Source organism: Pseudomonas sp. KH_021, assembly GCF_057838865.1.
In genome coordinates this window covers 3,325,146-3,351,234 of the sequence record NZ_CM174477.1, presented here as the reverse complement: position 1 = coordinate 3,351,234, position 26,089 = coordinate 3,325,146, and the positions used below count along the sequence as shown (strand labels likewise).

Genomic DNA, 26,089 nt, shown 5'->3' with positions numbered 1-26,089 from the left:
GGCTACTACCTGCCTCTTGTTGACTGTTTATGACTCGTACACCCCCGCTCAAGCCCGGACGCCCTGCTGATGAGGAGTTTCTCAAGCAGATGCTGAGCCGTCAGAAACGCGTGATCGTCGACCCGGCCAGCCAGTTCGGTGCCAGTGGCCTGCCCTCGGCCGAGCAATTGGCCGAGACCGTGGCATTCGCGCCGCAGGACGGCAGCATCTGGCTGTGCGGCCAGCGCGTGATGTTGCTGCAAGGTTCGGCCTTCGGCGCCATACGTCGGGAACTGATCGAGGCGTTGGGGTTTGACAAGGCGCGGGGGCTGCTGACGCGTATTGGCTGGCAGGCCGGGGCACGCGATGCCGCGCAAGTCAGCGAGCAGTGGCCAGAAGGTGATCACGCCAGCCTATACAGCGCCGGGCCTCGGCTGCACATGCTCGAAGGCATGGTCAATGTCGAGGTGGTGCGATTCGAGATCGATTCCAGTGTCGGCCATTTCTATTCCGAGTTTTTTTGGCACAACTCACTCGAAGACGATGAGCACATCGCGGCCTATGGCCTGGGTGGCGAGCCAGCTTGCTGGATGGAGATCGGCTATGCCAGTGGCTATGCTTCGTCATTGCTCGGTCGATTGGTGGTTTTTCGCGAGCTGGAATGCCGCGCAATGGGCCATCAGGCTTGTCGCATCGTCGGCAAGCCATTCGATCAGTGGGACGATATCGACGCGGATCTTGCCTATCTGGACCCTGGCGACTTTCTCAGCCACAGCACCTATGCCTCGGGTACCGAGACCCTCGTGGCTGACCTTGAGGAACCGGCCGATGGCAAACCGTTGGTGGGCATATCCGCAGCCTTCGTGGCGGCCAGTCAACTGCTGCAGCGCGTGGCGTCGACCCAGGCCACGGTGTTGCTGACTGGCGAATCGGGCGTGGGTAAAGAGCTGTTTGCCCGCACCTTGCATCAGGCCAGTGCGCGTGCTCAAAAGCCGTTGGTTGCCCTGAACTGCGCGACCTTGCCGGAAAACCTGGTGGAGGCCGAGCTGTTTGGCGTGGAGCGGGGGGCCTTTACCGGCGCCGAGCGTTCTCGCCCCGGCCGATTCGAACGGGCCGACGGCGGCACCTTGTTCCTCGACGAAATCGCGACCTTGAGCCTCAGCGCGCAAAGCAAGATCCTGCGCGCCCTGCAGGAAGGCGAGATCGAGCGCGTGGGCGGCAGTGCGCCAATCCATGTGGATGTCAGGGTGATCGCCGCGACCAACCTGGACCTGCGCCGGGAAGTCGAGGCGGGGCGCTTTCGGGAAGACTTGTTCTACCGCCTGAATGTCTTCCCCATTCACCTGCCACCGCTGCGTGAGCGCCGCGAAGACATCCCGCTGCTGATGAGCTATTTCCTGCGCAAATTCAGCCTGCGCCATGGCCGTCAATTGGCCGGTTTCAGCACGCGGCTGGTCAATGCGCTGCTGACGTACCGCTTCCCGGGCAATATCCGCGAGCTGCAAAACCTGATCGAGCGCGGTGTGATTGCCGCAGGGGAAGGCGAGGCGATTGATGTCGTGCACCTGGCCGAGGCCGGCGCACCGTTGATGGCCACGGCCGTCGGTTTGACCCCTGAGGGCCGGTTGGCGGCGACCGAGGGGCAAGCGCAGAAGCCCTCGGCGCCTGCGGCCGAGCAAGCAAGAGAAGCCGCACCACGCGAGCCGACGCTGGAGAGTTTGCAGGACTTTGTGTCCGGTCGCCAACGGGTCTTGAGCACCTCCCTGGAAGAGATCGAGCTGCGCCTGGTGCACCTGGCCATGGAACGTTCAGGGGGCAACATCACGGCGGCGGCGCAGATGCTCGGCATGAGCCGTGCGCAGGTCAGTTATCGCCTCAAGGGCGGTTAATCGAGGGCAAGGCCGTGCAGGTGCTGACTCAAGTCACCCACCATCTCAAGGTGAGAGTAATCGCGAAAGCTGAAGCGCCAGCGCTGGTCCACGCGCTCGAACTCATCCCAGTAGCGGCCCGCGGCAATGGGCTGCAAGGGGAGCTCCTCGGTGGCCTGCAAGACGGTGTAGTAGGAACGGACCGTAGCCTTGCCTGATGCCTCATCGATTTCGATGATCGGGTTGCTGATGACGTGTTTGGTACGCGGCGTCCCGCAGGGGTAGATTCTGATGTGCTGCTGCCAGATCAGTAGCAATGCCCCCGCATCCAGCCCTTGTTCGCTGTTTTTGACCTGCAAGCGTGCGTGCTGGAAAAGGGCGGCGGCGCCTGTGAAGTCTCCGTCATCCATTTTTTCGGCGTACAGGTACAGCAGGTTGGCAATTTCGACGGCGCTGGTACTCATCACGGATCCTTGCTCACAGAGAATGGCTCATCCTCACAAGCACGCCACGGTCCTGCATCGTCCAGATGGACGACTGTAGGAGCAGGCTTTAGCCGCGATGGGGGCTGCGCAATTCATCAGGCAAACCGCAGCGCGTTCATCGCGGCTAAAGCCTGCTCCTACCGACCTGTGTAGGAGCGAGGCTTGCCCGCGAATGCAGTCACCGCAATACACCAGGCAAACCGCGGCGCGCGTTCAGCAACCGCAGGCCATTGAGGATGACCAGCACACTGACGCCAACGTCCGCGAAGACCGCCATCCACATGGTCGCGATGCCCATCAGGGTAAACACCAGAAACACTGCTTTAACGCCAATCGCGAAGGCGATGTTCTGTTTGAGGATCGCGGCGGTTTGCCTTGATAGCCGCACGAACGCCGGGATTTTACGCAGGTCATCGTCCATCAACGCAACGTCTGCCGTTTCGATGGCTGTCCCGGTACCGGCTGCGCCCATGGCAAAGCCGATCTGCGACTTGGCCAGCGCCGGGGCGTCGTTGATGCCGTCGCCGACCATGCCCACGACATGGCCAGCGCCTTGCAGTTCGCCAATGGCGGCCAACTTGTGGTCGGGCAGCAGGTTGCCACGCGCTTGATCGATGCCAACCTGACGAGCAATGGCTTGGGCTGTGTGTGGGTTGTCACCGCTCAACATCAAGGTCTTGATGCCAAGCTCATGGAGTGCTTGGATTGCGGACTGGCTTGTGTCCTTGAGCGTATCGGCCACGGCGAACAGCGCCAGAACCCCGGTGTCGCAGATCAGGGCGACAACGGTTTTACCTTGGCTTTCCAATGTCTGAAGCATTTGGTCCAACGGTGCACTGGCAAAGCCCAGCTCTTCCACCAGGCGCTGATTGCCCAGGTGATAGACCTGCCCCTCGATACTGCCCTTGACGCCACGGCCGGCCAGCGCCTCGAAATGCTCGACGGATTTGAAGATGGAAGTTTGTTTGGCGATGGCCTGCGAGACCGGGTGATCGGAACGCGCTCCAAGGCTTGCGGCGATCAGTTGAGGGGCCAGGCCTTGCGTTTGTGCCAAGGGCAGATAATCGGTTTGCACCGGTTTGCCATGGGTCAGGGTGCCGGTCTTGTCCAGGGCGATGAAGTCCAGTTTGGCGCCGATCTCCAAATACACGCCGCCCTTGACCAGAATGCCTTTGCGCGCCGCTGCCGCCAAACCGCTTACAATCGACACCGGCGTGGAGATTACCAGCGCACAAGGGCAGGCCACCACCAACAGCACCAGCGCCCGATAAATCCAGTCGGTCCACAGCCCGCCCAGGGTCAGCGGCGCTACCAGCGCAATGGCCAGGGCGAACACGACCACGGCGGGTGTGTAGACCTTGGCGAACTGATCGACGAAGCGCTGGGTAGGTGCACGGGTAGCCTGGGCCTCTTCGACCGCGTGGATGATGCGCGCCAGCGTGGTATTACCGGCCAGTGCCGTCACGCGGTACTCGAAAGAACCGGATTCATTGATGGTGCCCGCATAGACCGCATCGCCCTGCGCTTTGTCGACCGGCAAGCTTTCGCCTGTGATCGGGGCCTGATTGACAGTGGACTGACCGAGGACCACCTCGCCATCCAGCCCGATACGCTCGCCGGGGCGTACCCGCACATGTGCCCCCAACGCGAGGGTTTTGACATCCACCTCAAGCCAACTGCCATCGGGCTGGCGAGCCGTTGCCCGTTCAGGGGTCAGGTTGATCAGCCCCTGGATGGCATTGCGTGCCCGGTCCAGCGAGTGCGCTTCGATCAGTTCGGCAACGGTAAACAGAAACATCACCATGGCCGCTTCCGGCCACTGGCCAATCAGCACCGCGCCGGTGACTGCGATGCTCATCAAGGCATTAATGTTCAGGTTCAAGTGCCTGATCGAGACCCAGCCCTTCTTGTAAGTGGTCGGGCCGCAGAGCGCAATAGAGACCAGAGCCACCAGGGCCACCGCCCATGACGGGGCGGCATTGGTGAAATGCAACACTTCAGCCGCCGCGGCCGCTATCCCTGCCAGTGCCAATACCCACCAGCCGCCTTTGTCGGGTACGGGATGGTCATGATCATCATGGGCGGTGTCGCCCATAGCGGGTTCGACTTTCAGCGGTTCGGCGCGCATGCCCAGGGTAGCCACCGCCGCTTCAATGCCCAAGGTGTCCGGCAACTCGTGCCACACGCCCAGCGTGCGATTCAGGGTGTTGAATTCGAACTTATGAACACCGCGCATCTTGCCCAGTTTGCCCTCGATCATGGTTTGCTCGGACGGGCAGCACATATCGCTGATGCGAAAGCGGCTCAAGCGAGCAGACGCACTCAAGTCGATCGAGGGTTGGCGGGAGGAAGTGACATTGCTGGCAGGCGCGCAGCATCCATGCCCATGAGCATGGGGAGCAGGCTTCAACGGCTCCCTCAGGGTGTACAAGGTGGAGGCGGGGCGCAGAGTCCCCGTCTGGTTTTCCTTTCCTCGCTCGTCGCCGCAGCAGTTCTTCATCAATGCTCACTCTTGGCAAGTTATGCGCTGAGTGAACACCCTGTAGCGGCTACAAGGTCAAGCGGATTGTTCGGTGACCCAATACGTCAGCAAGTCATGCTCATCGTCCGGTTCAATAGCCTGCACCGGGCGTTGTAGGAGCCGAGTTTACCGGAATGCCGGACCATCGCGATGGCATCACCGCGGACTATCCGGTATTCGCGGTGATGCCATCGCGACCAAGGTCGGCTCCTACAGGGGTCAAGCTCGGATGTAGCGCTGTCGGCTCCAGCCGCTTAGCGCATCCACGGCAAACACCAGCACCAGCATGGCCAGGATCACCGTGCTGGCCTGGGCTTCCTGGAACAGGCTCAGGCTGACGTAGAGCATCTGGCCCAGACCGCCCGCGCCCACAAAGCCCAAGACGCTGGCCATACGGATGTTGTTTTCCCAGCGGTAGAGGGTGTAGGCCAAGACTTGCGGCCAGAGGTTGGGAAGGGTGCCGTAACAGAACGCCTCGATCTGGCTGCCGCCCTGCAGACGAATGGCTTCGGCCGGGGCAGGGGGAGTATTTTCCAGTGCTTCGGCAAACAGCCGGCCCAACACGCCCGTGGTGTGCAAGGCCAGGGCAAGGGTACCGGCATTGGGGCCAAGCCCTGCCGCCAGCACCATCAGCGCGGCCCAGACCAGTTCGGGAATCGCACGCAGGCAGTTGAGCAGCAGCCGGGTGATGCCTTGCAGCAGCGTGCCGAAATGCCCCGCGGCGGGCAGTGCCAGGAGCATACCGGCCAGTGCCGCCAGCAGGGTGCCCAACGCGGACATGGCCAGGGTTTCCAGGGCGCCGCGTGCGATGGCGAGCAGGTGCGCCTGGCTCAAGTCCGGCTGCAGGAAGCGGGCGGCGTATTGGCCCATTTGCTTGAGGTTGGAGGACTCGCTGATGGCCGCCAGGTCAAGGCCCAAATAGGCAAAGGAGGCGATCACGGCCACGATGATCGCGCCGATCAAGGTCAGGTTAACCAGGCGCTTCATGTCAGTCTTGTCCGCAGCAAGCGGCTGAGTTGGTCAGCCATCAACACCAACACCACGAACGTCAGCAACATGCTGGCGACTTCGCCCCCGGCAAACATGCGCAGCGACAGATCAATTTGCTGGCCCAGGCCACCGGCGCCGACAAAGCCCATCACCACCGAGGCGCGGATCGCACACTCCCAGCGGTACACGGTGTAGGAAACCAGTTCGGCGCCAGCATTGGGCAGTACGCCATACAAGAAAGCCGGTAGTCGACCACTGCCGCTCAGCAGCAGGGCGTGCATGGGGCGTTGGTCGATGGACTCGAAGATTTCCGCATAGACCTTGCCGAGCATACCGGCATAGGTGATCGCGATCGCCAAGACACCGGCCGTGGCGCCCAGACCGACCGCGCGAACAAAGAGCAGCGCCCAGACGATTTCTGGCACGCTGCGCAAGAAGATCAACAGGCCGCGCACCGGCCAGCGCAACGCTTGGCCCAGCGCACTCGGTCGACCGCCGCGTGAGGCCGCCGACAGCGACAGGGCCCGGCTGGCGAACAGGCTGGCTGGGATGGCAATCAGCAAGGCCAGGGCCATCCCTGCCGTAGCGATGGCCAGGGTTTGCAAGCTGGCGTCCCACAGCAGTTGCAAGAACTCCGGTGAGTGCGCCAACGGCCAGAAGCCCGCTACAAAGCGACCTATCTCGCTTCGGCTGTCGGACTGCACCAGTACGCTCAGGTCGAGTTCCGAAAGGTGGATACCCGGCCACAGCAGCGCCACGGCCAGTAGGGTCAGCAGCAGGCGGGGCAGGGTGGCGGGGTCGCGACGGTCAGCACTCAGCATTGCGGAATCTGCAGGTTCAGGGTGACGGCAACGGGTTCTGGCGGCACCAGTTGTTCGTTGGCATAAAGGGCATCGAGCAGGCTTTGATCGACCTCACTGGCCACTTTGTCAAAAACGATGCGCCCCTCGCGTATGCCGACAATGCGAGGGAAGTGCGCCAGCGCCAGTTCCACTGCGTGCAAACTGGCAACCAGGGTAACGCCGCTTGCCTCGGCGTGGCGGGCGAGAACGCTTAAGGTATGGTCGGCCAGCACCGGGTCCATGGCGGACACCGGCTCGTCCAGCAGCAGCACTTCGGGGGCCTGGTACAACGCGCGGGCGATACCGACGCGCTGCAACTGGCCACCGGAGAGTTGCTGGCAACGGACGAACAGCTTATCGGCCAGGTCCAGTCGCGCCAGTACTTCGCGGGCGCCCGGGATATCCAGCGGATGCAATAGGTTCAAAAGGCTGCGCCATAGCCCCCACTGGCCCAGCTTGCCGGCCAACACAGCAGTGATCACCCGCTGGCGTGGGGGCAGTGGTGGCGCCTGATGCACCAGGCCAATACGCGCGCGAAGGCTTTGGCGGGCGCTGACGCCCATTTGCCACGGATCTTGTCCCAATACTTCGATACGGCCAGCGCTGGGCGCTACCGCACTGGCCAGCAGGCCCAGCAAGCTCGATTTGCCGGCCCCGGACGGGCCAATAATGGCCACCCGTTCGCCGGCGGCAATGGTGAGGTCCACGCCGCGCAGGGCGTGGACGCCGTTAACGTGTTGCAAGGTGGCGCTTGAGGCTTGAAGACTCATTTCAACAGTTCGGCGGCCCGGGCTGCCTCTTCGATGCCTTTATAGTTTTCCGGGCGAGTCTCGATAAAGCGGCTGGCGGCCTGCAGGTCTAGGATCTCTTTGTGCGCGGGATTGGCGGGGTCGAGTGCCAGGAAGGCCTGTTTGATTTTTTCGGCCAGGGCGGGGTCCAGGGTGCCGCGTACGGTCCAGTTGTAGTCGAAATAGGTCGGGGTGGTGGCGAACACCTTGACCTTGCCTGTATCGACCTTGCCGGCCTTGACCAGCTTTTCCCAGACACTGGCGTTGAGTACACCGGCATCGACCTTGCCGGCCTGGACCCAGGCGACCGTGGCGTCATGGGCGCCGGAATACCCCACACGGCTGAAGTAGGTTTCTGGCTTGATGCCGTCCTTGATCATGAAGTAACGCGGCATCAGGCTGCCGGACGTCGAAGAAACCGAGCCGAAGGCGAAGGACTTGCCCTTCAGGTCAGCCAGCGACTTGACGCCAGGGTCGGCGGTAATGAATTTGCTGGTGAACTGGGCGTCCTGTTCACGCTGTACCAGGGGGATGGCATTACCGGTTTTCAGGCGCGCCTGGACGAAGGTGAAACCGCCGAGCCAGGCCATGTCCAGGCGATCCGAGGCCAGTGCCTCGACCACGGCTGGGTAATCGGCCACCGGCACGAATTCCACTTTCATGCCCAGTTGTTGCTCAAGGTAGGTGCCCAGCGGCTTGAACTTGCGCAGCAACTCAGTCGGCGCCTCATCGGGTATGGCGCTGACCTTGAGCACGTCGCTAGCCTGAACCAGGCTTGCCGAAAGGGTCAAGGCAGCACTTGCCAGAAGCACCAGGGCTCGCTTGAGCATGAGTATTCTCCATCACTGAACAGGTCGATTTGCTGGCGATTATAGGAGCGCCCCGATGAAAGGCCAGCTTTGTTAGAATCCGCGTTCTCAGTGATGCGAGGTATACGATGAGCGAGCCGATCCGTTTGACCCAATACAGCCATGGCGCAGGCTGTGGCTGCAAGATTTCTCCCAAGGTGCTGGAGGTGATCCTGGCCGGCAGCGGCGCACAAAACCTCGACCCCAAACTCTGGGTGGGCAACGCCTCGCGGGACGACGCAGCGGTGTATGCCCTGGACGACGAACGCGGCGTGGTATCCACGACCGATTTCTTCATGCCCATCGTTGATGACCCATTCGACTTCGGCCGCATCGCCGCCACCAACGCCATCAGCGACATCTATGCCATGGGCGGTGATCCGCTGATGGCCATTGCCATCCTCGGCTGGCCGGTCAACCTGCTGGGCCCGGAAGTGGCTCGCGAGGTGATTCGTGGCGGCCGTGCGGTGTGCGACGCGGCGGGCATCCCGCTGGCCGGCGGGCATTCGATCGATGCGCCCGAACCCATCTTCGGCCTGGCCGTGACCGGCGTGGTCGAGAAGCGCCATATGAAGCGTAACGACACGGCCAGCGCCGGGTGCCGGCTCTACCTGACCAAGCCATTGGGCATTGGCATTCTGACCACCGCCGAGAAGAAGTCCAAACTGCGCGCCGAAGACATCGGCCTGGCGCGGGACTGGATGTGTACCCTGAACAAACCCGGCAGCTGCTTCGGCAAGCTCGCCGGCGTGCAGGCCATGACCGATGTCACCGGTTTCGGCCTGCTGGGCCACCTGGTCGAAATGGCCGACGGGGCCAACCTGACCGCACAGCTGGACTACGCCAGCGTGCCGCGCCTGCCGGGGGTGGACTATTACCTGGCCGAAGGCTGCGTGCCCGGTGGCACCCTGCGCAACTTTGAAAGTTATGGCGAAAAGATCGCGCCGATCAGCGAGGCGCAACAGCATTTGCTCTGTGACCCGCAAACCAGCGGTGGGCTATTGGTGGCAGTGGCGCCGGAAGGCGAGGCGGAGTTTTTGGCGCTTGCCGGCGAATTGGGCCTGAACCTGTCACCCATCGGCCAGTTGGTGGAGCGACAGCGTTACGCGGTCGAGGTCCTGTGATGCGTGGCGATACCGCAGACTACCGAGAACTGTTTCTGAACGACCGGCCGATGATGGACGCCCGTGCGCCTGTCGAGTTTGCAAAGGGCGCTTTTCCACACACGGTCAACTTGCCGCTGATGACCGACAGTGAACGCGAAAGAGTCGGGACTTGCTACAAACAACAGGGCCAGCAAGCCGCCATTGAACTGGGCCATCAATTGGTCAGCGGCCGCACTAAAGAGGAGCGCCTCCAGGGTTGGGCCGAGTTTGCCCGTGCCAACCCGGCCGGTTACCTGTATTGCTTTCGTGGTGGCCTGCGTTCACAGATCGTTCAACAGTGGCTGAAAACCGAGGCGGGCATCGAATACCCGCGCGTGGTGGGCGGCTACAAGGCCTTGCGTACGTTCTTGCTGGAAACCACCCAGCAGGCCGTGGAGCAATGCGATTTCGTGCTGGTGGGTGGCCTGACCGGCACCGGCAAGACAGAGGTGATCCATGCGCTGGATAACAGCCTGGACCTGGAAGGCCACGCCAATCACCGGGGCTCCAGCTTTGGCAAGCGTGCCACCGGCCAGCCGGCGCAGATCTCTTTTGAAAACAACCTGGCCATCGACCTCCTCAAGCAGCGCGCCGCGGGCACCGAACAATTCGTGCTGGAAGACGAAGGGCGGATGATTGGCAGCTGTGCAGTGCCCCTGGAGCTTTATCAGACCATGCAGCATTTGCCGATGGTCTGGCTGGAAGACAGTTTCGAGAACCGAGTGCAGCGTATCCTCAACGACTACATCATCCAGTTGGCGAGCGAATACCGCACCGTGGACGGAGAAGAGCAGGGGTTTGCCCGCTACGCCGAACGGCTGCTGCAAAGCCTGGACAACATCCTCAAGCGCCTGGGCGGCGAGCGCCATGCACGCCTTGCGGCAATCATGCGGCAAGCGCTGGAAGAGCAGGCGCAGAGTGGCGCGGTGGATTTGCACCGTGGCTGGATCGAAGGGTTGCTGCGTGAGTACTACGACCCGATGTATGCCTTCCAGCGCGAGCACAAAGCGTCTCGTCTTGAGTTTTCAGGCGACCATGCTGAAGTGGTCGCCTACTTGCAACAGCGCAAGGCGCGGCGCTGAGCTTGGCTAGCTTAAAAGCCAACCTGTGACGCCACTTCTTGAATGTTGGTCATCGATGGCCATAGGTATCTACACAACTCTGGGGCAGCACGGCTCTTGTAGCCGCTGCCGAGGTACGAGGCTGCGATCGGCGGCGAAGCCGTCGTAAATTCAGGCCCTTCGGTGTGCCTGATGGATTACGGTCTCAGGTTTTACGGCCGCTTCGCTGCCGATCGCAGCCTCGTACCTCGTCAGCGGCTACATTCGTAGCAGTACGCCAAAAGATGAGTAGATACCTATGCATCGATGGCCTATTGCAATAAGGGCAGGCAGTGACAGCCTTATATCTGATGAGGGCTCGATGATGAACACCCTTGAGCAGGTCCACGCCCTGCATCGCGATGGCTATACCCTGTTGCCGGCCCTGATCAGCCCTGCGCAGGTCCAGGCGGTGCGTCAGGCCATCGATGCGTTGCGCCCCCTGCACTGGGATTACCAGGGCGTGCTCGATCACTACAAATGTGTCTTCAATCGTGATCCATTCTGGTTGGATTACCTCGACTTGCCCACAGCCATTACCCTGGCCGAAGCGGTGTTGGGCGAGGATTGTCATGTGATCGGTCAAACGGCCTGGCGCTGTCACCCAGGGTTCATCGGCTCAGACTTGCACATCGATTACTTGGCGATGGCACTGCCCCAGGCCTTGCTCGATGACCCGACCTTCGAGTTGCCCCTGTCTATCTGCACCCTGCAACTGTACCTGGACGACATTGACGAGGCGCTGGCACCCACCCGGGTCGTTCCTGGCAGCCACCGTTCTGGACGCGCGCCGCTGGCGGGAGAGAGCCAATGGCGGGGTACGCCGGCCCAGCCGGTCTACTGCCACGCTGGCGATGCCCTGATGTTTCGCAGTGAACTGTGGCATGGCGGTAGCCCGAATCTGGATCCGCATCGCAGCCGCTATATGCTCCAGGTGCACTACGGTCGGCGCATGGTGGCGCAAAAGTTCTCGCCCTATTTGCAATGGCAATTCAACCGGGCAGTGATAGCAGCCGCCACCGCGCGCCAGCGGCGGCTGTTGGGGGATCATGACGAAGCGGAATATGACTGACGGGGAGGGTGAGGCTTTGCGTCAGGCGACATCCACCAAGACGATCTCGCTGTCTTCGATCGCCGTCACGCGCAGCAGCGACTCCTCCTCAACCGCCACCCCATCCCGTGCGCCAGCACGCAAGCCATTGATGTCGATGATGCCGGTGGCGGGTACCAGATAGGCCCGGCGGCCTTTATCCAATCGATATTCAGCCGTCTCGCCTGCCTTCAGGGTGGCCGCCACCAAGCGCGCATCAGCGCGGATGCGCAGGCTCTGATCGTCGCCGGCCTTGCCGCTGGCGAGGGTCACGAAGCCTTCACCGCGCTCACCCTTGGGAAACGGGCGCGCGCCCCACGACGGCGCGGCGCCGCTTTCGTCGGGAATGATCCAGATCTGGAAAATGCGGGTCGGCCCGGCTTCCAGATTGTATTCGCTGTGGGCAATGCCGGTGCCTGCGCTCATCACCTGAACATCACCGGCCTCGGTTCGGCCCTTGTTACCCAAGCTGTCCTGGTGGGTAATCGCGCCTTCACGTACGTAAGTGATGATTTCCATATCGTGGTGGGGGTGTTGCGGGAAGCCGGTGCCCGCTGCGATCACGTCGTCATTCCAGACACGCAGGTTGCTCCAATGCATGCGCTTGGGGTCGTGGTAGCTTGCAAAGGAAAAATGATGATGAGCATCCAGCCAGCCATGGTTGGCCGCACCGAGGGATGCAAACGGACGCAATTGCAGCATGGCGGTCTCCAGTTCAGTTCGTCACAGCGCCATCATCCATCAATTTATTATCGAAAATAAGCGGATAAACCCGCTGATAACGATCGAATCAGTGGATAAATAAACGTTGAGCAAATTATGCGATTGATCGTCTAATGACCTGATTTTCCTGTAATTGGCTGGCAGTCCTGACGCAATGGAGCGAACATGGACACCAGTTTTCCGTCATTGCTGGAGGCCGCGTGCCGCAATCCCATCCCGAGCTGCCAATCGACCTGACACCCCCCGCCCAATTGCCCTGGTTCAAACGCCTCACCGCGCGCCTGCTGGGTCGCGGCTTGAGCCGACTGCGCGCCCAGCATCGCGACTCCTGGTTTCAAGGCCATGTGGTCGGGCAGCGCAATGGCCATGCCGACGGTCATCGAGAGGGCTACGCGCTGGGTCGGGTCGAAGGTATAGAGGAAGGGCGCCAGGTGCTGGTGATCCGCGATACTCGCCCAGACGGTCATGGGGTGCCGGGCGTGGATGACCACCTGTTCGATGATTGGCGGTTGCCGATGACCGCTGAGCTCAAGAAGCGCATTAAGGCTGATGTCGCCCAGCGCCTGCCGGCCCATGCACAGCCCAGCACAGCGCAATGGAAGCTGATATTCAGTGATACGCCCTCTACCTGCGTCATTGCCGGTGCCGGTGCTGGCAAATCGACCTCGCTGGTGTTGCGGATTCTGCTGCTGAACCATTACCTGGGCTTTGAGCTGGAGGCGATGACGGTGGTGACCTTCACGCGCGAGTCTCGTAAAGACTTTATCAAGAAGCTCTTGGAAGTCTTTGATTTATGGGGAATTGAGCTTCACAAGGCTCAGGCGACTGAACTGGTCCGCACCTTCCATTCGCGGATTCTGCCGATGGTCCGCAGCCTACCCGGTTTCAGCCAGTTGCAGGCGTTCGAAAACCTGGGCAGCAACCAGGCCCCTGGGGGCGAGGCCAACAGTGAAAGCAACCCATTCGACTTGCGCATCAACGAAGCGCAACGCCAACAATTGAATGCGTGCTATCGCGATTTGCATCACAGCAGCGAGCGATTTCGCGAGCTGATCGGCACCTTGCGCCGCCATGCACTGCAGCTCAAGCCTCTGGAGCGGGACCATCCCGATGTGCAGAAACGTGTGGCGGTGACGCAACTGTCGGCCACGCGTGACGAAGAACTGTGCGACATGGTCGAAGACCTCTGGTTTCGTGCCGGCTGCTGGCCGATCAAGGGCATCGAACCTAACCGTGAAACCATCGACATCAACGGCAGCGCTTTCCATTGTCACGGCTATATACCCCAGATGGATGCCTGGGTGGTGCTGGGCTTCGACCCCAGCGAAAACACCGACTTCAAACGCAGTGGCGCCAAATTACCGGTCTGGGCGGAGTGGGTAATAAAGCGCACCCTGTTTCAAGCTTTCTGCGGTAAGCCTTTGATATGGATTGATAATTATTCAAGCGCCAAGCGCTTGATACAGGCCTTGGCGGCTGATGCGGTGGCAGGCCCCGGCTTCGATTACAAGGTCAAGGGCGAGCTCAGCAGCGCGCCGTTGCTGGACTGTTTTGTCGGCGCGGCCACCTTTATCGAAAACCTGGGGCTGGACGTCAGCACCGCGGTGGGGCAAATGAGCTTTCCCCGTGATGACACCGACCGCGAGTTCTTCGAAGCCTTGAGCCTGTTCTGGAAAGCGTTTGAAAGCCATTTGCTTGATCAATCGCCGCCGATCATGACCTATAACCGTATGTTCGCGTTGTTCGGCGAATCATCGCCCCAGAATCTGCGGCAGGTCAGTGATCCCATGCTCAGGCCCTTGTCGCACCTGATGATCGATGAATTCCAGGACGTATCGCCGCAAATCGTCTCGTGGTTGCGGGCCAGCCTGCGAGAGATTCGCCGACGTGGGCCGGACCTGAGCGTGGGGCGCGTGGCACGGCATTCCTCATTGATGTGCGTGGGCGATGACTGGCAATCGATTTACGGTTGGCGCGGCAGCTCACCGAAGTATTTCATGGAGTTCGCCAAGGAGTTTGCTTCACCCGCAAACACACGCGTCATGCTCAGTGATAACTTTAGAAGTCATCAGTATGTGATTGATGCAGCTGAACATATTGTCAAAGCGGCGCCCGCTATCAGTGGCAAGAAAGCCAAGGCAAATGGCCCGGCCGCCCATGACCCGGTACCGGTCAAGGTGTTTGATCGCGATGATGCGGGCTTGGCGCAGACGCTGCTTGAGCACTATCGCAGTGGGGACTCGGTGATGCTTTTGTACCGCAAGAGCAGCGACAGGGCTGCGATCGCCGAACATTTACAACCTTTGCTCAACCACGAATCAGGGCTTGCCCCTGAGCAACGGCGTTTTCGGCAACTCACCTACCACAGCTCCAAGGGCTTGCAGGCCGATGCGGTTTTCATGCTGGGTGATTGCCAGCATGTTACCCATTCGCCTTACAAGAATCAGGTGTATCGTCAAGCTGGCTTGGGGCACGAGGGCGATGCCGAGGCATTCGACACGGCTCAAAAGGACGAAGTGTTGCGCCTGGCCTATGTGGCAATCACCCGCGCGGTTCGCCATTGTTATTGGCACGTCGAGCCGGTGCCGGCGCAGGCCCCCCCAGTGCCGCGGGCTTCAGCCCATGTGAGCGGGGAGAAAGTATTTTTTGAGGATGATCGTGCCCGGTAGGAGCAGGCTTCAGCCGCGATGGCCTGCACAGCAGGCCCCAATGGTAGGGCCTGCAGCCATGCGTCAGGCGGATAGCAGATCCGGCGGCCTGAAGGCCTCCATTTCCGCTTCTATTGCTTCAATGATGCGTTCCACATCCGCCGCGTTCATGACCGTTGCGCAGGGGATGCCTGCGATGGCGATCAGGGTGATACCGGTCGCTCGGTCGAATAGCCGGGCCACCATGCTGCTGGGCGCATCCATGTTGCCTTCAAAGCCCAGCGGATGAAAATGCCAACGCATGACCTGGCATGCATTGGGGAACGTCAGTTTGTTCATGAGACCCACCTTGTTATCCGCACGGTAGGGAGCCAGAGGTTTCTGACCTGGATCCTAAAAATAGCACTGCATCATCGCACCTAGAAGTTTTTTGATGACCGTTCGGTCATTGATTCTCGATAGCATGACCTCGATCATATTTCTTCCCGGCCAAGGGCTTGCGCAGCGCTTTGAACGATTGGCGATAACCTCAATTTGCATAAACGTTTCTGCGGGATTTTTATCTCAAGAAAACGCAGCTTCCCAGTCAGCAGAAGTACTCGATGCAGCTATAAAGATATGACGCGGATTTGACCGATATTCGATGTGTGCCGGACGGATCCGATGGTAGGGTGGCACCCCTCGAATGCGCATTGTCGACAAGGAGACTCGCATGCGTTTTTCCGCTCTCACTCAAAGAATTGCCGGCGATGGCGCAACAGCCTGGAACATCCACTATCGCGCCCAGGCCATGCAACGACAGGGCCGGGATATTTTCCTGCTGTCAGTCGGCGATCCAGATTTCGATACCCCCTCCCCAATCGTCGAAGCCGCCGTGCACAGCTTGCGCGCCGGCGACACTCACTACACTGAAGTGCGCGGCAACCTTGCGTTGCGCCAGAGCATCGCGCGTCACCATGGTGAACAAAGCGGGCGCAAGGTCGATGCGAGCGAGGTGTTGGTGCTAGCGGGTGCTCAGTGCGCGGTGTATGCAGTGGTGCACTGTCTGCTTGACCCGGGCGATGAAATCATCGTCGCCGAACCTATGTATGTGACTTACGAAGGCGTGTTCGGCGCCTGTGGAGTCAAGGCGGTTCCGGTGGCGGTAACGCCTGAGAACGGCTTCAGGCTCGACCCTGCGGATGTTGGCGCTTTGATTACCCCGCGCACCCGTGCCCTGCTGATTAACAGCCCGCACAATCCGACCGGCGCCTGCCTCTCGCGTGCCACCTGGGAGCAATTGGCCCTGTTGTGCATCGAGCACGATTTATGGCTGATCTCCGATGAGGTGTACAGCGAGCTCTTGTACGAAGGCCAGCACATCAGCCCCGCCAGCTTGCCGGGCATGGCGCAGCGCACTGCAACCATCAACAGCGTTTCCAAGTCGCATGCCATGTCGGGATGGCGCATTGGTTGGGTGATTGGGCCACCGGCATTGATGGATCACCTGGCGAATCTGGCCATGGCGTTGCTTTACGGCTTGCCGGATTTTGTCCAGCACGCCGTTAAGGTCGCCCTGGATACCCAAGGCCCGGCCGTGGCGCAGATGCGGGATATCTATCGCCAGCGTCGAGACCTTGTGTGTGCGGCCTTGAGCGGGTGCCTGGGGGTGCGTGCACATCGGCCCGATGGCGGAATGTTCGTCATGATCGATGTGCGTGAGACTGGCCTGAATGCCCAGGCCTTTGCTGACCGATTGCTGGATGACTATGGCGTCGCCGTGCTGGCCGGCGAGGCCTTTGGCCCCAGCGCGGCCGGCCACTTGCGCATGGGGTTGGTGCTTGATCAGGAGCGCTTGATCGAAGCCTGCCATCGAATCGTCCAGTGCGCGGCTGATGTGCTGCAAGAACGGATTGCCCTGGCAGTCTTGCAAGGGCAAACCGTGATTTCAAAAGTCGGCTAGTGTGCTGCCCATGCCTTGGGGTTGACCAGGTTGGGCGGGCGCCGACCCGCCAGGGCTTCGATCAAGTTGTCCACGGCGCAACAGGCCATCGCTTCTCGTGTCTCATGGGTGGCTGAGCCGATATGAGGGGTTGCCAGCACATTATTCAGTTGCAGCAGGGGTGAGTCAGGGGCCAAGGGCTCTCGTTCGAACACGTCCAGCCCGGCGGCGCGCAATTGCCCGCGCTTGAGCGCATCGATCAGCGCCGCTTCATCGATCACCTTGCCGCGGGCAATATTGATGAAAATGCTCGAAGGCTTCATCAAGGCAAATTCCCGGGCAGCGATCATGCCCTCTGTGGCGGCCGTCAAAGGCAAGGTCAGGCAGACAAAATCGGCTTGCTCAAGCAACTCATCCAGGCTGACATGACGGGCATTGAAACGCTGGTCCACGGCAGGCTTGGGGCTTTGGCTGTGGTAGATCACAGGCATGCCGAAGCCCAAGTGGCCGCGTTGGGCCAGGGCTTCGCCAATGCGGCCCATACCGATGATCCCCAGGGTTTTGCCATGCACATCGGTGCCAAAGTGCAAGGGGCCAATATTGCCTGTCCATTGCCCGGCGCGTACCAAGTTGGCCATTTCCACCACGCGCCGGGCGGTGCCCAGGATCAGCGCAAAGCCGGTGTCGGCGGTGGTCTGGGTGAGCACGTCCGGGGTGTTGCTCAATAGGATTGAGCGTTGGTTCAGGTAGTCCAGGTCATAGTTGTCGACGCCTACCGACACACTGGCAACCGCTTGCAGGTGCGGCGCCAGATCGAGCAGTTGGGCATCGAGCTTCAGGCTCGCCCCCAGCAGGCCGTGCGCTCGAGGGAGGGCATCGCGCAGACGGGCCATCCCATCACCGGACACATCAGGGATGTGGGTGATCTGCGCATGTTCGCTCAAGCGATCGAGCAGGGCGGGTGACAGTTTCTTGTACAGGACGACGTGCTTTTTCATGTGAGGTCTCGGGTCAGGAATGAGCGGCCAAAGGGCGATGGCGGGGCGTCAGGGGTACCTTGCGACGGTCGCTGTCACTTGGGCTCAGCAGCAGCGTGAGCACAGCGGACAGCAACAGGGCACCGCTCATGAGCAGGAAGGACGCAGCGGGAGTGCCTGTGGTGCTGTTCAGGGCGTACTCAAACACATACGCAAAGTTTACGGTTGCCGTGGTTGTGAAGCCGCGCCGGTCACCGCAGACAAACCCGCTCAGATGATCGAAAAGAGCATGGCCAGCCCCAGCGTATTGGCCATGCTCTTAACCACCAAGTACGTCGATGGCCTGCCGTTGCATCGTTTCGAAACCGTGCTGAGTCGACACGGTGTGGATATTCCAAGACAAACACTGGCGCGCTGGGTCATCCAGTGCAGCGAACACTTCCAGCCTTTGCTGAATTTAATGCGCGACCGATTATTGGAAAGTCCGGTCATCCACTGCGATGAAACAAGAGTCCAGGTACTGAAAGAGCCGGATCGAGACCCAACCAGCCAATCGTGGATGTGGGTGCAGGCCAGCGGGCCGCCGGATCGAAAAGTTGTGCTATTTGACTACACCACCAGCCGTGCGCAGGAAGTGCCTCTACGCCTGCTGGAAAGTTATCGCGGCTACGTGATGACCGACGATTACGCGGGTTACAACGCGTTGGCGTTGCAGCCCGGTGTTGAGCGGTTGGCGTGCATGGCTCATGCGCGTCGTAAGTTTGTCGACGCGCAGAAAGTGCAGCCCAAGGGAAAAACCGGACGTGCCGATATCGCGCTGACGATGATCAATAAGCTGTACGGCATCGAGCGCGAACTCAAGGACGTTGGTGATGAGCAGCGTTTTAGAAGTCGTCAGGAGAAGAGCCTGCCGATCTTGGGGCAGTTGAAAAGCTGGCTGGATAAAACGCAGTCGCAGGTGACGCCACAAAGCGTGCTGGGCAAGGCTGTTAACTATCTGGCTAATAACTGGAGCCGGCTGGAGCGCTACGTAGAGGCCGGTTTTTTACCGATCGACAACAACACGGCGGAGCGCGCGATAAAGCCGTTTGTGATCGGGCGTAATTATCCACAGTCGGAAATTATGTCGGGTATGCGGCGGCGGTGGCAGCGCAGCCTGGCTTCCCGCCACTGCCGACTTTGCATAATTTCAGAGACTTCCAAAAGATTCAGCAGGGCGTCAATCGGACGATAGCGCGTGCGCTTGGTTTCGAGTGGCAAGAAAGTCTCGCCACGTATTGATCCGCAGGCCTGGTGTGCTCATATAGAGGGGGCTCTATCTAAAGGAAACCACTGAAAATTATGGCGTGTCGGAAACTCTCCAGGAGACCCGGAAAGCAGGCGGACTATGCGGTCACGAAACCGGGTTGGGGCGAACTGAGCATAATTTCCGACTGCGGATAATTCTTATTATGCCAAGCTTGGCATAATAAGAAAGCATGGCTGTTCAGTGATACGCCCAAAGGCGCTACCGCCAGTGCGCAGATCTACAGCTTGGTCGAGACTGCCAAGGTCAACGGCCAGGAGCCTTATACGTGGCTGCGCCACGTACTGGAAAGACTGCCGCAGGCACAATCGGTTGAGGATTACGAAGCCTTGCTGCCATGGAACTGCTCGCCAGAGATGCCACGGTAAACGACTGCCTTATCTTGAGGTATGTGTAGTTCGTGGATCGGTTACCGTCAACCTGTCAACCAACTTTAAAAATCCAGCCGCTAACACGGGTTCTTCGCTCCGTATTCATGCCAATTGCGCAGGGTCCCCAGCTACCGGCCATACGATGGGGCAAATACTCAGGTGAACAGCAGTTCACCAGGTGCCTGTTCACTAAGCTGTGAACCTTTCCTCTAACACAGCCGCACGGGTTTCCGACCCCATGTGGTAGATGACTTTGCAGGGCTCCAGTCATGACCGAGCTCTTGGTCAAGCTCGCGCTGCTAAAAGTGGTGCTGGCGCTGATGGCGTATTCTGAAGTTGGGTAGCGGGGTGGAATCAGAGCCCCTCTCAAAATATGTGTAGCAAGTGTAACGTCTTTACTTAACCTATTGAATGTATTTACTTTTTATTTATTATATTTGGTTTTTTTGGATAGGTTACACTGGGTTGGAAGAGAGGAGTTCATGTAACGGGTGAAATGTATCTCACCAATGCAATAGGACAATTCTGGCCAAGATAACGCCGAGTGTTGGACTGAGTAGCGGGGCCTTAAAAACGAAAAACGAGCGCACTATTGGACAGTCCAAAGCTTATACATGATCAGCTGGTATGGCGGCGGCAGAGCTTGAAAGGCGGTGTTGACCTGCAAAAAAAGCAAGCGCATTGCACTTCTCTGTTGCTATGAACGCGGTAGATGTGGCGAAATCGAGTGGGCCATAAAAGGCCCCGAAATTGCCGTCCGCAGAGACGTGGCACGCACTGAATTAAGGAAGTATTTCAATGTCCGACAGCATGCTCGTTCGTGCAAGCCGCGATGGAGACCAGTTTCATTACCTGTGGGCGGCACGCCGGGCGCTCCGATTATTGACTCCGCAGTCAGGGCTCGTAGCCATCACCATCGAAGGTGCATCGACAAATGAGCTTCAGACTGCCGAGCCAATCGAGGCCGGTGAAGAACTCATAGACATTGCGGAATACTTCGCTAGCACTGAAATCGAAAAGGCAACGCTCGTCCGGTACATGCAGCTGAAGCATTCGACTTTGCAAGTCGAGGAGGTATGGCAAGCAAGCGGTTTAAAAAAAACAATCTTGGGATTCGCCAAGCGCTATACAGCACTTCGAAAGACGTTACCGGCCGCTCACCTGGACGAAAAACTTGAGTTTTGGTTTGTCACAAACCGGCCGATTAATATCAATTTCGTCGAAGCCGTCGAAGACGCGGCGGCGCAACGTGAGTCCCGTCATCCTACTGACCTCGCCAAGCTGAAAAGCTTTACCTCTCTTGACGGTCGGGAGCTCGCGTCGTTCTGTTCGATGCTCCGATTTGAAGGCCGCCAAGACGACTACTGGAACCTACGAAATATCCTTTCGCATGATGTGTCCGGGTACTTGCCGGATCTTGACATAGATGCACCGACACGCCTGAAAGAACTCGTCACGCGCAAAGCGCTTTCTGAAAGCGCTACAAATCCGGCCATCACCAAGATCGATGTACTTCGTGCACTTCAGACTGACGAGAGTAATCTATTTCCCGCCCCTTGCTTGATTGATCGGATCGATGAAGCGGTTCCCCGTGAGCAGGAGTCAGCGCTCGTCGGCTCAATTGTAGGTATGGCCGGAAGACCCGTAATCGTGCATGCGAATGCAGGTGTTGGAAAGTCGATCTTCTCAACACGGATTCACCTTAGTCTGCCCGCAGGTTCAGTGAGTATTCTCTACGACTGCTTTGGAAATGGTCAATATCGGAGCGCGACGGGATACCGACATCGTCACCGTACCGCCCTCGTTCAAATCGCCAACGAACTTTCGACTCTCGCTCTCTGTCATCCCCTCATCCCTACCATGAACGCCGATGCTTCGGCCTATATGCGTGCATTCATGCATCGCATCACGCAAAGCGTTTCTGTGCTGCGTGCGCGGAGCGCTAATGCAGTGCTTTGCATCATTGTGGACGCTGCGGACAATGCGCAGATGGCGGCGGAGGAAATTAGTGAACCGCGTTCATTCGTACGCGATCTCCTGCGCGAGAAACTGCCTGAGGGCGTATGTGTCGTTGCGCTTTGCCGCCCACACCGCCAAGCGATGCTGGATCCACTGCCCGGTACCTTAACACTCGAATTGAACGCCTTTAGTCTCGAAGAGACGGCTGCGCATCTGCGGCTACGGTACCCGGAGGCGAACGAGCGCGACGTAGATGAGTTTCACCGGCTCAGTTCACACAACCCGCGTGTGCAGGCCTTGGCACTATCGAGTAAGGCGCCACTTCCCGAAATCCTCCGCCTCCTCGGGCCGAACCCAGCGACCGTAGAAAGCGCGATTGGCGCTATTCTGGAAAGGTCGATTGCAATACTGCGCGATGCGGCGGGCCAAATCGAACGCACTCAAGTTGATTTGATATGCGCGGGTCTCGCCGCACTTCGTCCGCTGATACCGATATCCGTGCTAGCAGCGATGTCTGGTGTGAGCCCATCAGCAATTAAAAGCTTCGCGCTAGATCTTGGGCGTCCTCTCATCGTCAATGGCGACACGATCCAGTTTTTTGATGAACCTGCCGAGACTTGGTTCCGCGATCGATTTCGACCCGACGCGACGAGCATCAAGGGCTTTGTAACACGATTGAAGGTTCTAAGTTCAAACAGCACCTATGTAGCAGCGGCATTGCCGCAGCTCATGCTGGAGGCCGGTCAGTTTTCCGAACTGGTGGAGCTGGCGCTAACATCCAACGGCTTGCCTGAAACGAGTCCCGTGGAGCGCCGAGATGTTGAGTTGCAGCGTCTCCAGTTCGCGTTAAAGGCCAGCTTGCACATCCAACGGTATACAGACGCTGCCAAGCTCGCCCTCAAGGCCGGAGGAGAAAGTGCAGGCGACGACCGGCAACGCAGACTTTTGCAAGCCAATGCTGATCTAGCCGCAGAGTTCATGGATAGCAATGGCGTTCAAGAGCTCGTCTCGCGCCGCATCTTTGATTCCGGCTGGGTCGGTTCTCATCATGTCTATGAAGCAGCAGTTCTGTCGGGGCACACTGAACTGATTGGCGAAGCTCGCAGTCGTCTTCGCATGGCGGAGGAATGGCTCCGGAACTGGAGTAAATTGACGCCGGATGAGCGCGACAAAGAACCCGTCTCTGACGAGGACCGCGCTGTGATGGCTATGGCGATATTCAATATTCATGGGGCTAATGCCGCCGCTCAAAGTCTTCGGAGGTGGAGTCCACGTGAACTCTCCTATAAAGCAGGCAGGATTTTAGCCCGTCGATTCCTGGACCATGGGCGCTATCGCAATTTGGAGGAGCTGGCAGTCGCTGCCGACAACGATCTAGCGTTGATCCTTGCTATCGTGGTGGAGGCAAGAAATCTTCATTACTTGTTGCCGAAGGAAGCGGTGGTGCGAGGGTTCAAACTTCTATCCAACCGGCGCATAAAGGTTGATGATGTGGACCCCATGAGTGAATCCGCCGTGTCCGCAGTGACTGCGATGGTTGAGACTGCGTACCGGCATGGCCTTTGCGACGTAACTGCAGCGAAGGCTCTACTCGAACGCTATCTTCCAGCAACACCCCCTCGCAACCTTTCATCCCAATACAACGGAATACGCGCGCACTACATGCGGGCCTACGCGCTACGTTCTGCCTTGACTGGAGTAACATTAGAACTGATCGATGTTGCCACCTTAGAAGTGCGGAAAGAGATTGAAGCTGGCAATCGACACAGCGAATCACGCGAAGCTAAAGAATTTAAGGAAGACATTGGCGCATTGGTTCCATGGTTCAATTTGTGGGCACGAGCATTTCTTGGACAAGTTTCGAAAGCGCAGTTAGCCCAAGCAATAGCGGAGGCAAGGGCTGTATCTGACAAGGCAGAAGGCTTTCGGTATCGCGAAGATTCGTATACGTCCAACGAGGTTGCCGACTTATGGATCGACATCCTTCTTGAGGCTGGCGGTGTAGAAAAGCCTGCGATAGAGGAGATTTTAGAATGGTCGAAATCTCTGAAGCGTCAACTATTTACGCCCACTCTGAACCGACTGGGCCGCCTTTGCGCACAAACTACCGGTTCGGAAGATGTGGCGTTTGAGCTGGCGCAGACTGCGTTTTCGTTGCTGCGGGAGGAGCGGTCTGATGCGCAGAATAAGGCTAAAGGCTATATCGATATCGCAAGATCGATCCTGACAATTAGCCGATCTGAGGCCGAAGCATACTTCAATCAAGCCGTAGAGGTCTCAAGCAAGATCGGTGACGAAAACCTAGCCCGTTGGGACGCACTCATTGATCTGGCCGAGCGCGGAGCTAGGTCTGACCGGTCGTCGCCTGAAATTGCCTACAAGTTTGCACGTTGTGCAGAGGTCACTTGGCATTATGTTGTACGCGATAAGCATTTTGCATGGGGCGCAACGATTGAAGCCCTGACCGGGCTTTGTCCCTCTTCCTCGCTCGCAATCATCAGCCGGTGGCGCGATCGACAGTTTGGGAATGGCGGCCGGGTGTTGGCCCTAACGGTTGAGGCGCTACTGGCACGCGAGAGCATCAACCCATTGGATACTCTCCCCTTGGTCGGCTTCCGAGCAGAGTGGGATGAAGACAAACTGATCGAGGCGGCGCTTCCACACTGTATCGGAAAAGAAGCCAAGTCGACTGCGCTTCACCTCATCTATCGCTACATGACGCTCGAAGTTCAAAGCGCAAAGAAGTGGCAGAGACTGGAGACTATCGCTGCTTCATTCGGATTCGAACTCCCGGGACTGAAAGCACGTATAGCCGACAGTGAACCGGACGAAACGACGCTCGGCAGGAATCCCACATCCCAGGGCGATTCAACTACGACGGAAATCAAGGAGGCGCGGGATTGGGACGAGGTGTTTGCCGGGTGCGATCTGACAACCGCAGTCGGCATATCCGTTGCACATCAGCGGTTCAGAGCCGGCGATGCACCTTTTTACATGGACGCGTTTTTTCATAAAGCGATTGAGTATGTCCAGGTCGGGAAAGAAGCCGAGTTTGTCGTAGCGTTCGGCGCCACCGCCGAGTTTGAGCTGTATGATCTTCGGAGCTTCCTCGAAGCATTTCCACCGCAATGGAGGGCCCGTCTAGGTATCCGAGCGTCACTCGGGACCATGCTGAAAAGTTTCTGTCGCCGATTCTGCATGAAAATTAAGCGAAGCCGATACTACGAGGTGATTCCACTCAGGCTGGCGTACGAGCTTTCCGGTGTTGATGAAAACGAATTGCGCGATGTGATTTTGGCGGGGATCAGCGAGTCCACTGAACTAGTGTGCTGTCTTCGAAATAATTTATCCCTATGGTACGGCCTCAAGTGCCTCGCGAGCTCGTTGGATTTTGCTCAAAATCTCCTCGCCTTTCGCGTTCCAAACGTACCGGGTCGGCTGAGCATTTCTTAGTGCCATGAACGTTGTTATCGAGGATTCCAACTCGCGCACCGAGGCAAAGCTACCGTCTCGTAGATACACCGTGATGTCTCGGAAAAATCGTTCGACCATGTTCATCCAAGAGCTGGACGTCGGTGTGAAGTGCATATGGAAACGCGGGTGCTTCGCCAGCCAGGTTTTCACGGCGGCGTGCTTGTGCGTCGCATAGTTATCGACGATCAGGTGAAGCTGGAGATTCTTGGGGGTCTGCTTGTTGATCTTCTTGAGGAAGGACAACCACTCTTGATGACGGTGTTGACGTTCGATGCTGCTGATCAATTTTCCCTGCAGATAATCCAGCGCAGCGAATAATGTAACCGTGCCGTGGCGGGTGTAATCATGTGATTTCGTCTGGATGTGGCCGATGCCCAGAGGCAATCCAGGCTGCGTGCGTTCCAAGGCCTGCACCTGGCTTTTTTCGTCGCAACACAGCACCAATGCCTTGTCCGGCGGGGCCAGGTAAAGGCCGATAACATCCCAGAATTTCTGTTCGAACTGCGGATCGTTTGAGAGCTTGAAGGTGCGAGTCAGATGAGGCTTCAAGTCATTGGCAGCCCATAACTTATGGACCGTACTCGAAGAAATCCCGACCGCTCTCGCCATACTCCTGCAGCTCCATCGCGACTCGCCAATGCGAGGTTTCGTGACCTGCTCCAAGACGCGGCGGACAGTATCGGCAGGCAGCGACGACTTGCGTCCACGACCTGGTTTATCAATCAATCCGTCGAGCCGGAGCAACTGAAAGCGTTGGCACCAGTTGGTGACTGTCGGGAGAGAAAACCCAGTCAGTCGTGCAATCTCTTCCCGTGTTTCGCCCTGTGCTGCAAGCAGCACAATGCGTGCTCTACGACCTTCACGCTGGGGAATGGTGGCGGAGCGAACGCGCCGGTTCAGTTCGGCCTTTTCTTCGGAGCTAAGCGTAATGTCCAGTGCGCTCACCTGAAGCTCTCCAAGGGGGAAATGACACCTGAAGTGTAGGTGAAAAATTAGAAAAGCTATTTCGCAGACAGCACACTAGCAGGGCCAGATCGACTCTTCAGTCTCGTCG

General features: G+C 58.8%; 17 protein-coding genes and 3 pseudogenes. 9 read left to right on the top strand and 11 right to left on the bottom strand.

Going from position 1 to position 26,089, the window contains the following annotated elements:
* Positions 1-29: 29 nt before the first annotated feature.
* Entirely contained in the window at positions 30-1,868 is a 1,839-nt protein-coding gene (locus AC3IX4_RS15470) for a sigma 54-interacting transcriptional regulator (protein ID WP_489256322.1), read from the top strand.
* Here AC3IX4_RS15470 and AC3IX4_RS15465 read toward each other — a convergent pair.
* The 6 genes from AC3IX4_RS15465 to AC3IX4_RS15440 all read right to left on the bottom strand — a co-directional run bounded on the left by AC3IX4_RS15465 (position 1,865) and on the right by AC3IX4_RS15440 (position 8,303).
* A complete protein-coding gene (locus AC3IX4_RS15465) occupies positions 1,865-2,311 on the bottom strand; it encodes a nuclear transport factor 2 family protein (protein WP_489256321.1) in 447 nt (148 codons plus the stop codon). The two genes, AC3IX4_RS15470 and AC3IX4_RS15465, sit on opposite strands and share 4 nt — an antisense overlap.
* A 199-nt stretch (positions 2,312-2,510) precedes the next feature.
* A complete protein-coding gene (locus tag AC3IX4_RS15460; RefSeq protein ID WP_489256320.1) occupies positions 2,511-4,832 on the bottom strand; it encodes a heavy metal translocating P-type ATPase in 2,322 nt (773 codons plus the stop codon).
* 240 nt (positions 4,833-5,072) lie between these two features.
* A complete protein-coding gene (gene phnE / locus AC3IX4_RS15455; protein ID WP_489256319.1) occupies positions 5,073-5,840 on the bottom strand; it encodes a phosphonate ABC transporter, permease protein PhnE in 768 nt (255 codons plus the stop codon).
* Positions 5,837-6,664 carry a PhnE/PtxC family ABC transporter permease gene (locus AC3IX4_RS15450; RefSeq protein ID WP_489256318.1) on the bottom strand — a complete coding sequence of 276 codons (828 nt, stop codon included), beginning with the start codon at positions 6,662-6,664 and terminating at the stop codon, positions 5,837-5,839. The genes phnE and AC3IX4_RS15450 overlap by 4 nt, the downstream gene beginning before the upstream one ends.
* Positions 6,658-7,455 carry a phosphonate ABC transporter ATP-binding protein gene (locus AC3IX4_RS15445; RefSeq protein WP_489256317.1) on the bottom strand — a complete coding sequence of 266 codons (798 nt, stop codon included), beginning with the start codon at positions 7,453-7,455 and terminating at the stop codon, positions 6,658-6,660. The genes AC3IX4_RS15450 and AC3IX4_RS15445 overlap by 7 nt, the downstream gene beginning before the upstream one ends.
* Positions 7,452-8,303 carry a putative selenate ABC transporter substrate-binding protein gene (locus AC3IX4_RS15440; RefSeq protein WP_489256316.1) on the bottom strand — a complete coding sequence of 284 codons (852 nt, stop codon included), beginning with the start codon at positions 8,301-8,303 and terminating at the stop codon, positions 7,452-7,454. The genes AC3IX4_RS15445 and AC3IX4_RS15440 overlap by 4 nt, the downstream gene beginning before the upstream one ends.
* A 107-nt stretch (positions 8,304-8,410) precedes the next feature.
* Here AC3IX4_RS15440 and selD point away from each other — a divergent pair, with 107 nt between their 5' ends.
* The 3 genes from selD (at position 8,411) to AC3IX4_RS15425 (ending at position 11,638) form a co-directional block, all read left to right on the top strand.
* Positions 8,411-9,445 (top strand): selenide, water dikinase SelD, encoded by a 1,035-nt coding sequence (gene selD / locus AC3IX4_RS15435; protein ID WP_489256315.1) that lies wholly within the window; start codon positions 8,411-8,413, stop codon positions 9,443-9,445.
* Complete coding sequence (mnmH, locus tag AC3IX4_RS15430; protein WP_489256314.1) at positions 9,445-10,548, top strand: tRNA 2-selenouridine(34) synthase MnmH; 1,104 nt, start codon at positions 9,445-9,447, stop codon at positions 10,546-10,548. Before selD ends, mnmH begins: the two co-directional genes overlap by 1 nt.
* Positions 10,549-10,891: 343 nt before the next feature.
* The gene (locus AC3IX4_RS15425; protein WP_489261293.1) at positions 10,892-11,638 is read left to right on the top strand and encodes a phytanoyl-CoA dioxygenase family protein; all 747 of its coding nucleotides are present in this window, start codon (positions 10,892-10,894) and stop codon (positions 11,636-11,638) included.
* A gap of 21 nt (positions 11,639-11,659) precedes the next feature.
* On the opposite strand, the gene AC3IX4_RS15420 is transcribed toward AC3IX4_RS15425, so the two are convergent.
* On the bottom strand, positions 11,660-12,358 hold the full coding sequence (locus AC3IX4_RS15420) for a pirin family protein (protein WP_489256313.1): 699 nt from the start codon (positions 12,356-12,358) through the stop codon (positions 11,660-11,662).
* 221 nt (positions 12,359-12,579) lie between these two features.
* Between AC3IX4_RS15420 and AC3IX4_RS15415 the strand changes: the two genes are divergently transcribed.
* Positions 12,580-15,048, top strand: a complete 2,469-nt coding sequence (locus AC3IX4_RS15415; RefSeq protein ID WP_489256312.1) for a UvrD-helicase domain-containing protein — start codon at positions 12,580-12,582, stop codon at positions 15,046-15,048.
* A gap of 63 nt (positions 15,049-15,111) precedes the next feature.
* Here AC3IX4_RS15415 and AC3IX4_RS15410 read toward each other — a convergent pair whose 3' ends face one another.
* A complete protein-coding gene (locus AC3IX4_RS15410; protein ID WP_489256311.1) occupies positions 15,112-15,366 on the bottom strand; it encodes a DUF1652 domain-containing protein in 255 nt (84 codons plus the stop codon).
* 373 nt (positions 15,367-15,739) lie between these two features.
* On the opposite strand from AC3IX4_RS15410, the gene AC3IX4_RS15405 reads away from it, so the two are divergent.
* Positions 15,740-16,969, top strand: coding sequence for a pyridoxal phosphate-dependent aminotransferase (locus AC3IX4_RS15405; RefSeq protein WP_489256310.1), 1,230 nt, complete (start codon positions 15,740-15,742; stop codon positions 16,967-16,969).
* On the opposite strand, the gene AC3IX4_RS15400 is transcribed toward AC3IX4_RS15405, so the two are convergent.
* Positions 16,966-17,946, bottom strand: a complete 981-nt coding sequence (locus tag AC3IX4_RS15400) for a 2-hydroxyacid dehydrogenase (RefSeq protein ID WP_489256309.1) — start codon at positions 17,944-17,946, stop codon at positions 16,966-16,968. The genes AC3IX4_RS15405 and AC3IX4_RS15400 overlap by 4 nt on opposite strands.
* 13 nt (positions 17,947-17,959) lie before the next feature.
* Positions 17,960-18,118, bottom strand: a pseudogene (locus tag AC3IX4_RS15395) (MFS transporter); the annotation flags it as partial.
* A 3-nt stretch (positions 18,119-18,121) separates the two neighbouring features.
* Here AC3IX4_RS15395 and tnpC point away from each other — a divergent pair.
* From tnpC to AC3IX4_RS15380, 3 genes and pseudogenes are all read left to right on the top strand, one after another.
* Positions 18,122-19,027 (top strand): annotated as a pseudogene (gene tnpC, locus AC3IX4_RS15390) (IS66 family transposase); the annotation flags it as partial.
* A 368-nt stretch (positions 19,028-19,395) separates the two neighbouring features.
* A pseudogene (locus AC3IX4_RS15385) lies at positions 19,396-19,599 on the top strand (transposase domain-containing protein); the annotation flags it as partial.
* Positions 19,600-20,400: 801 nt separating this feature from the next.
* Positions 20,401-25,014 (top strand): P-loop NTPase family protein, encoded by a 4,614-nt coding sequence (locus AC3IX4_RS15380; RefSeq protein ID WP_489256308.1) that lies wholly within the window; start codon positions 20,401-20,403, stop codon positions 25,012-25,014.
* Here AC3IX4_RS15380 and AC3IX4_RS15375 read toward each other — a convergent pair.
* Positions 24,913-25,980, bottom strand: coding sequence for an IS630 family transposase (locus tag AC3IX4_RS15375; protein WP_489256307.1), 1,068 nt, complete (start codon positions 25,978-25,980; stop codon positions 24,913-24,915). The genes AC3IX4_RS15380 and AC3IX4_RS15375 overlap by 102 nt on opposite strands.
* Between the last annotated feature and the right edge of the window lie 109 nt (positions 25,981-26,089).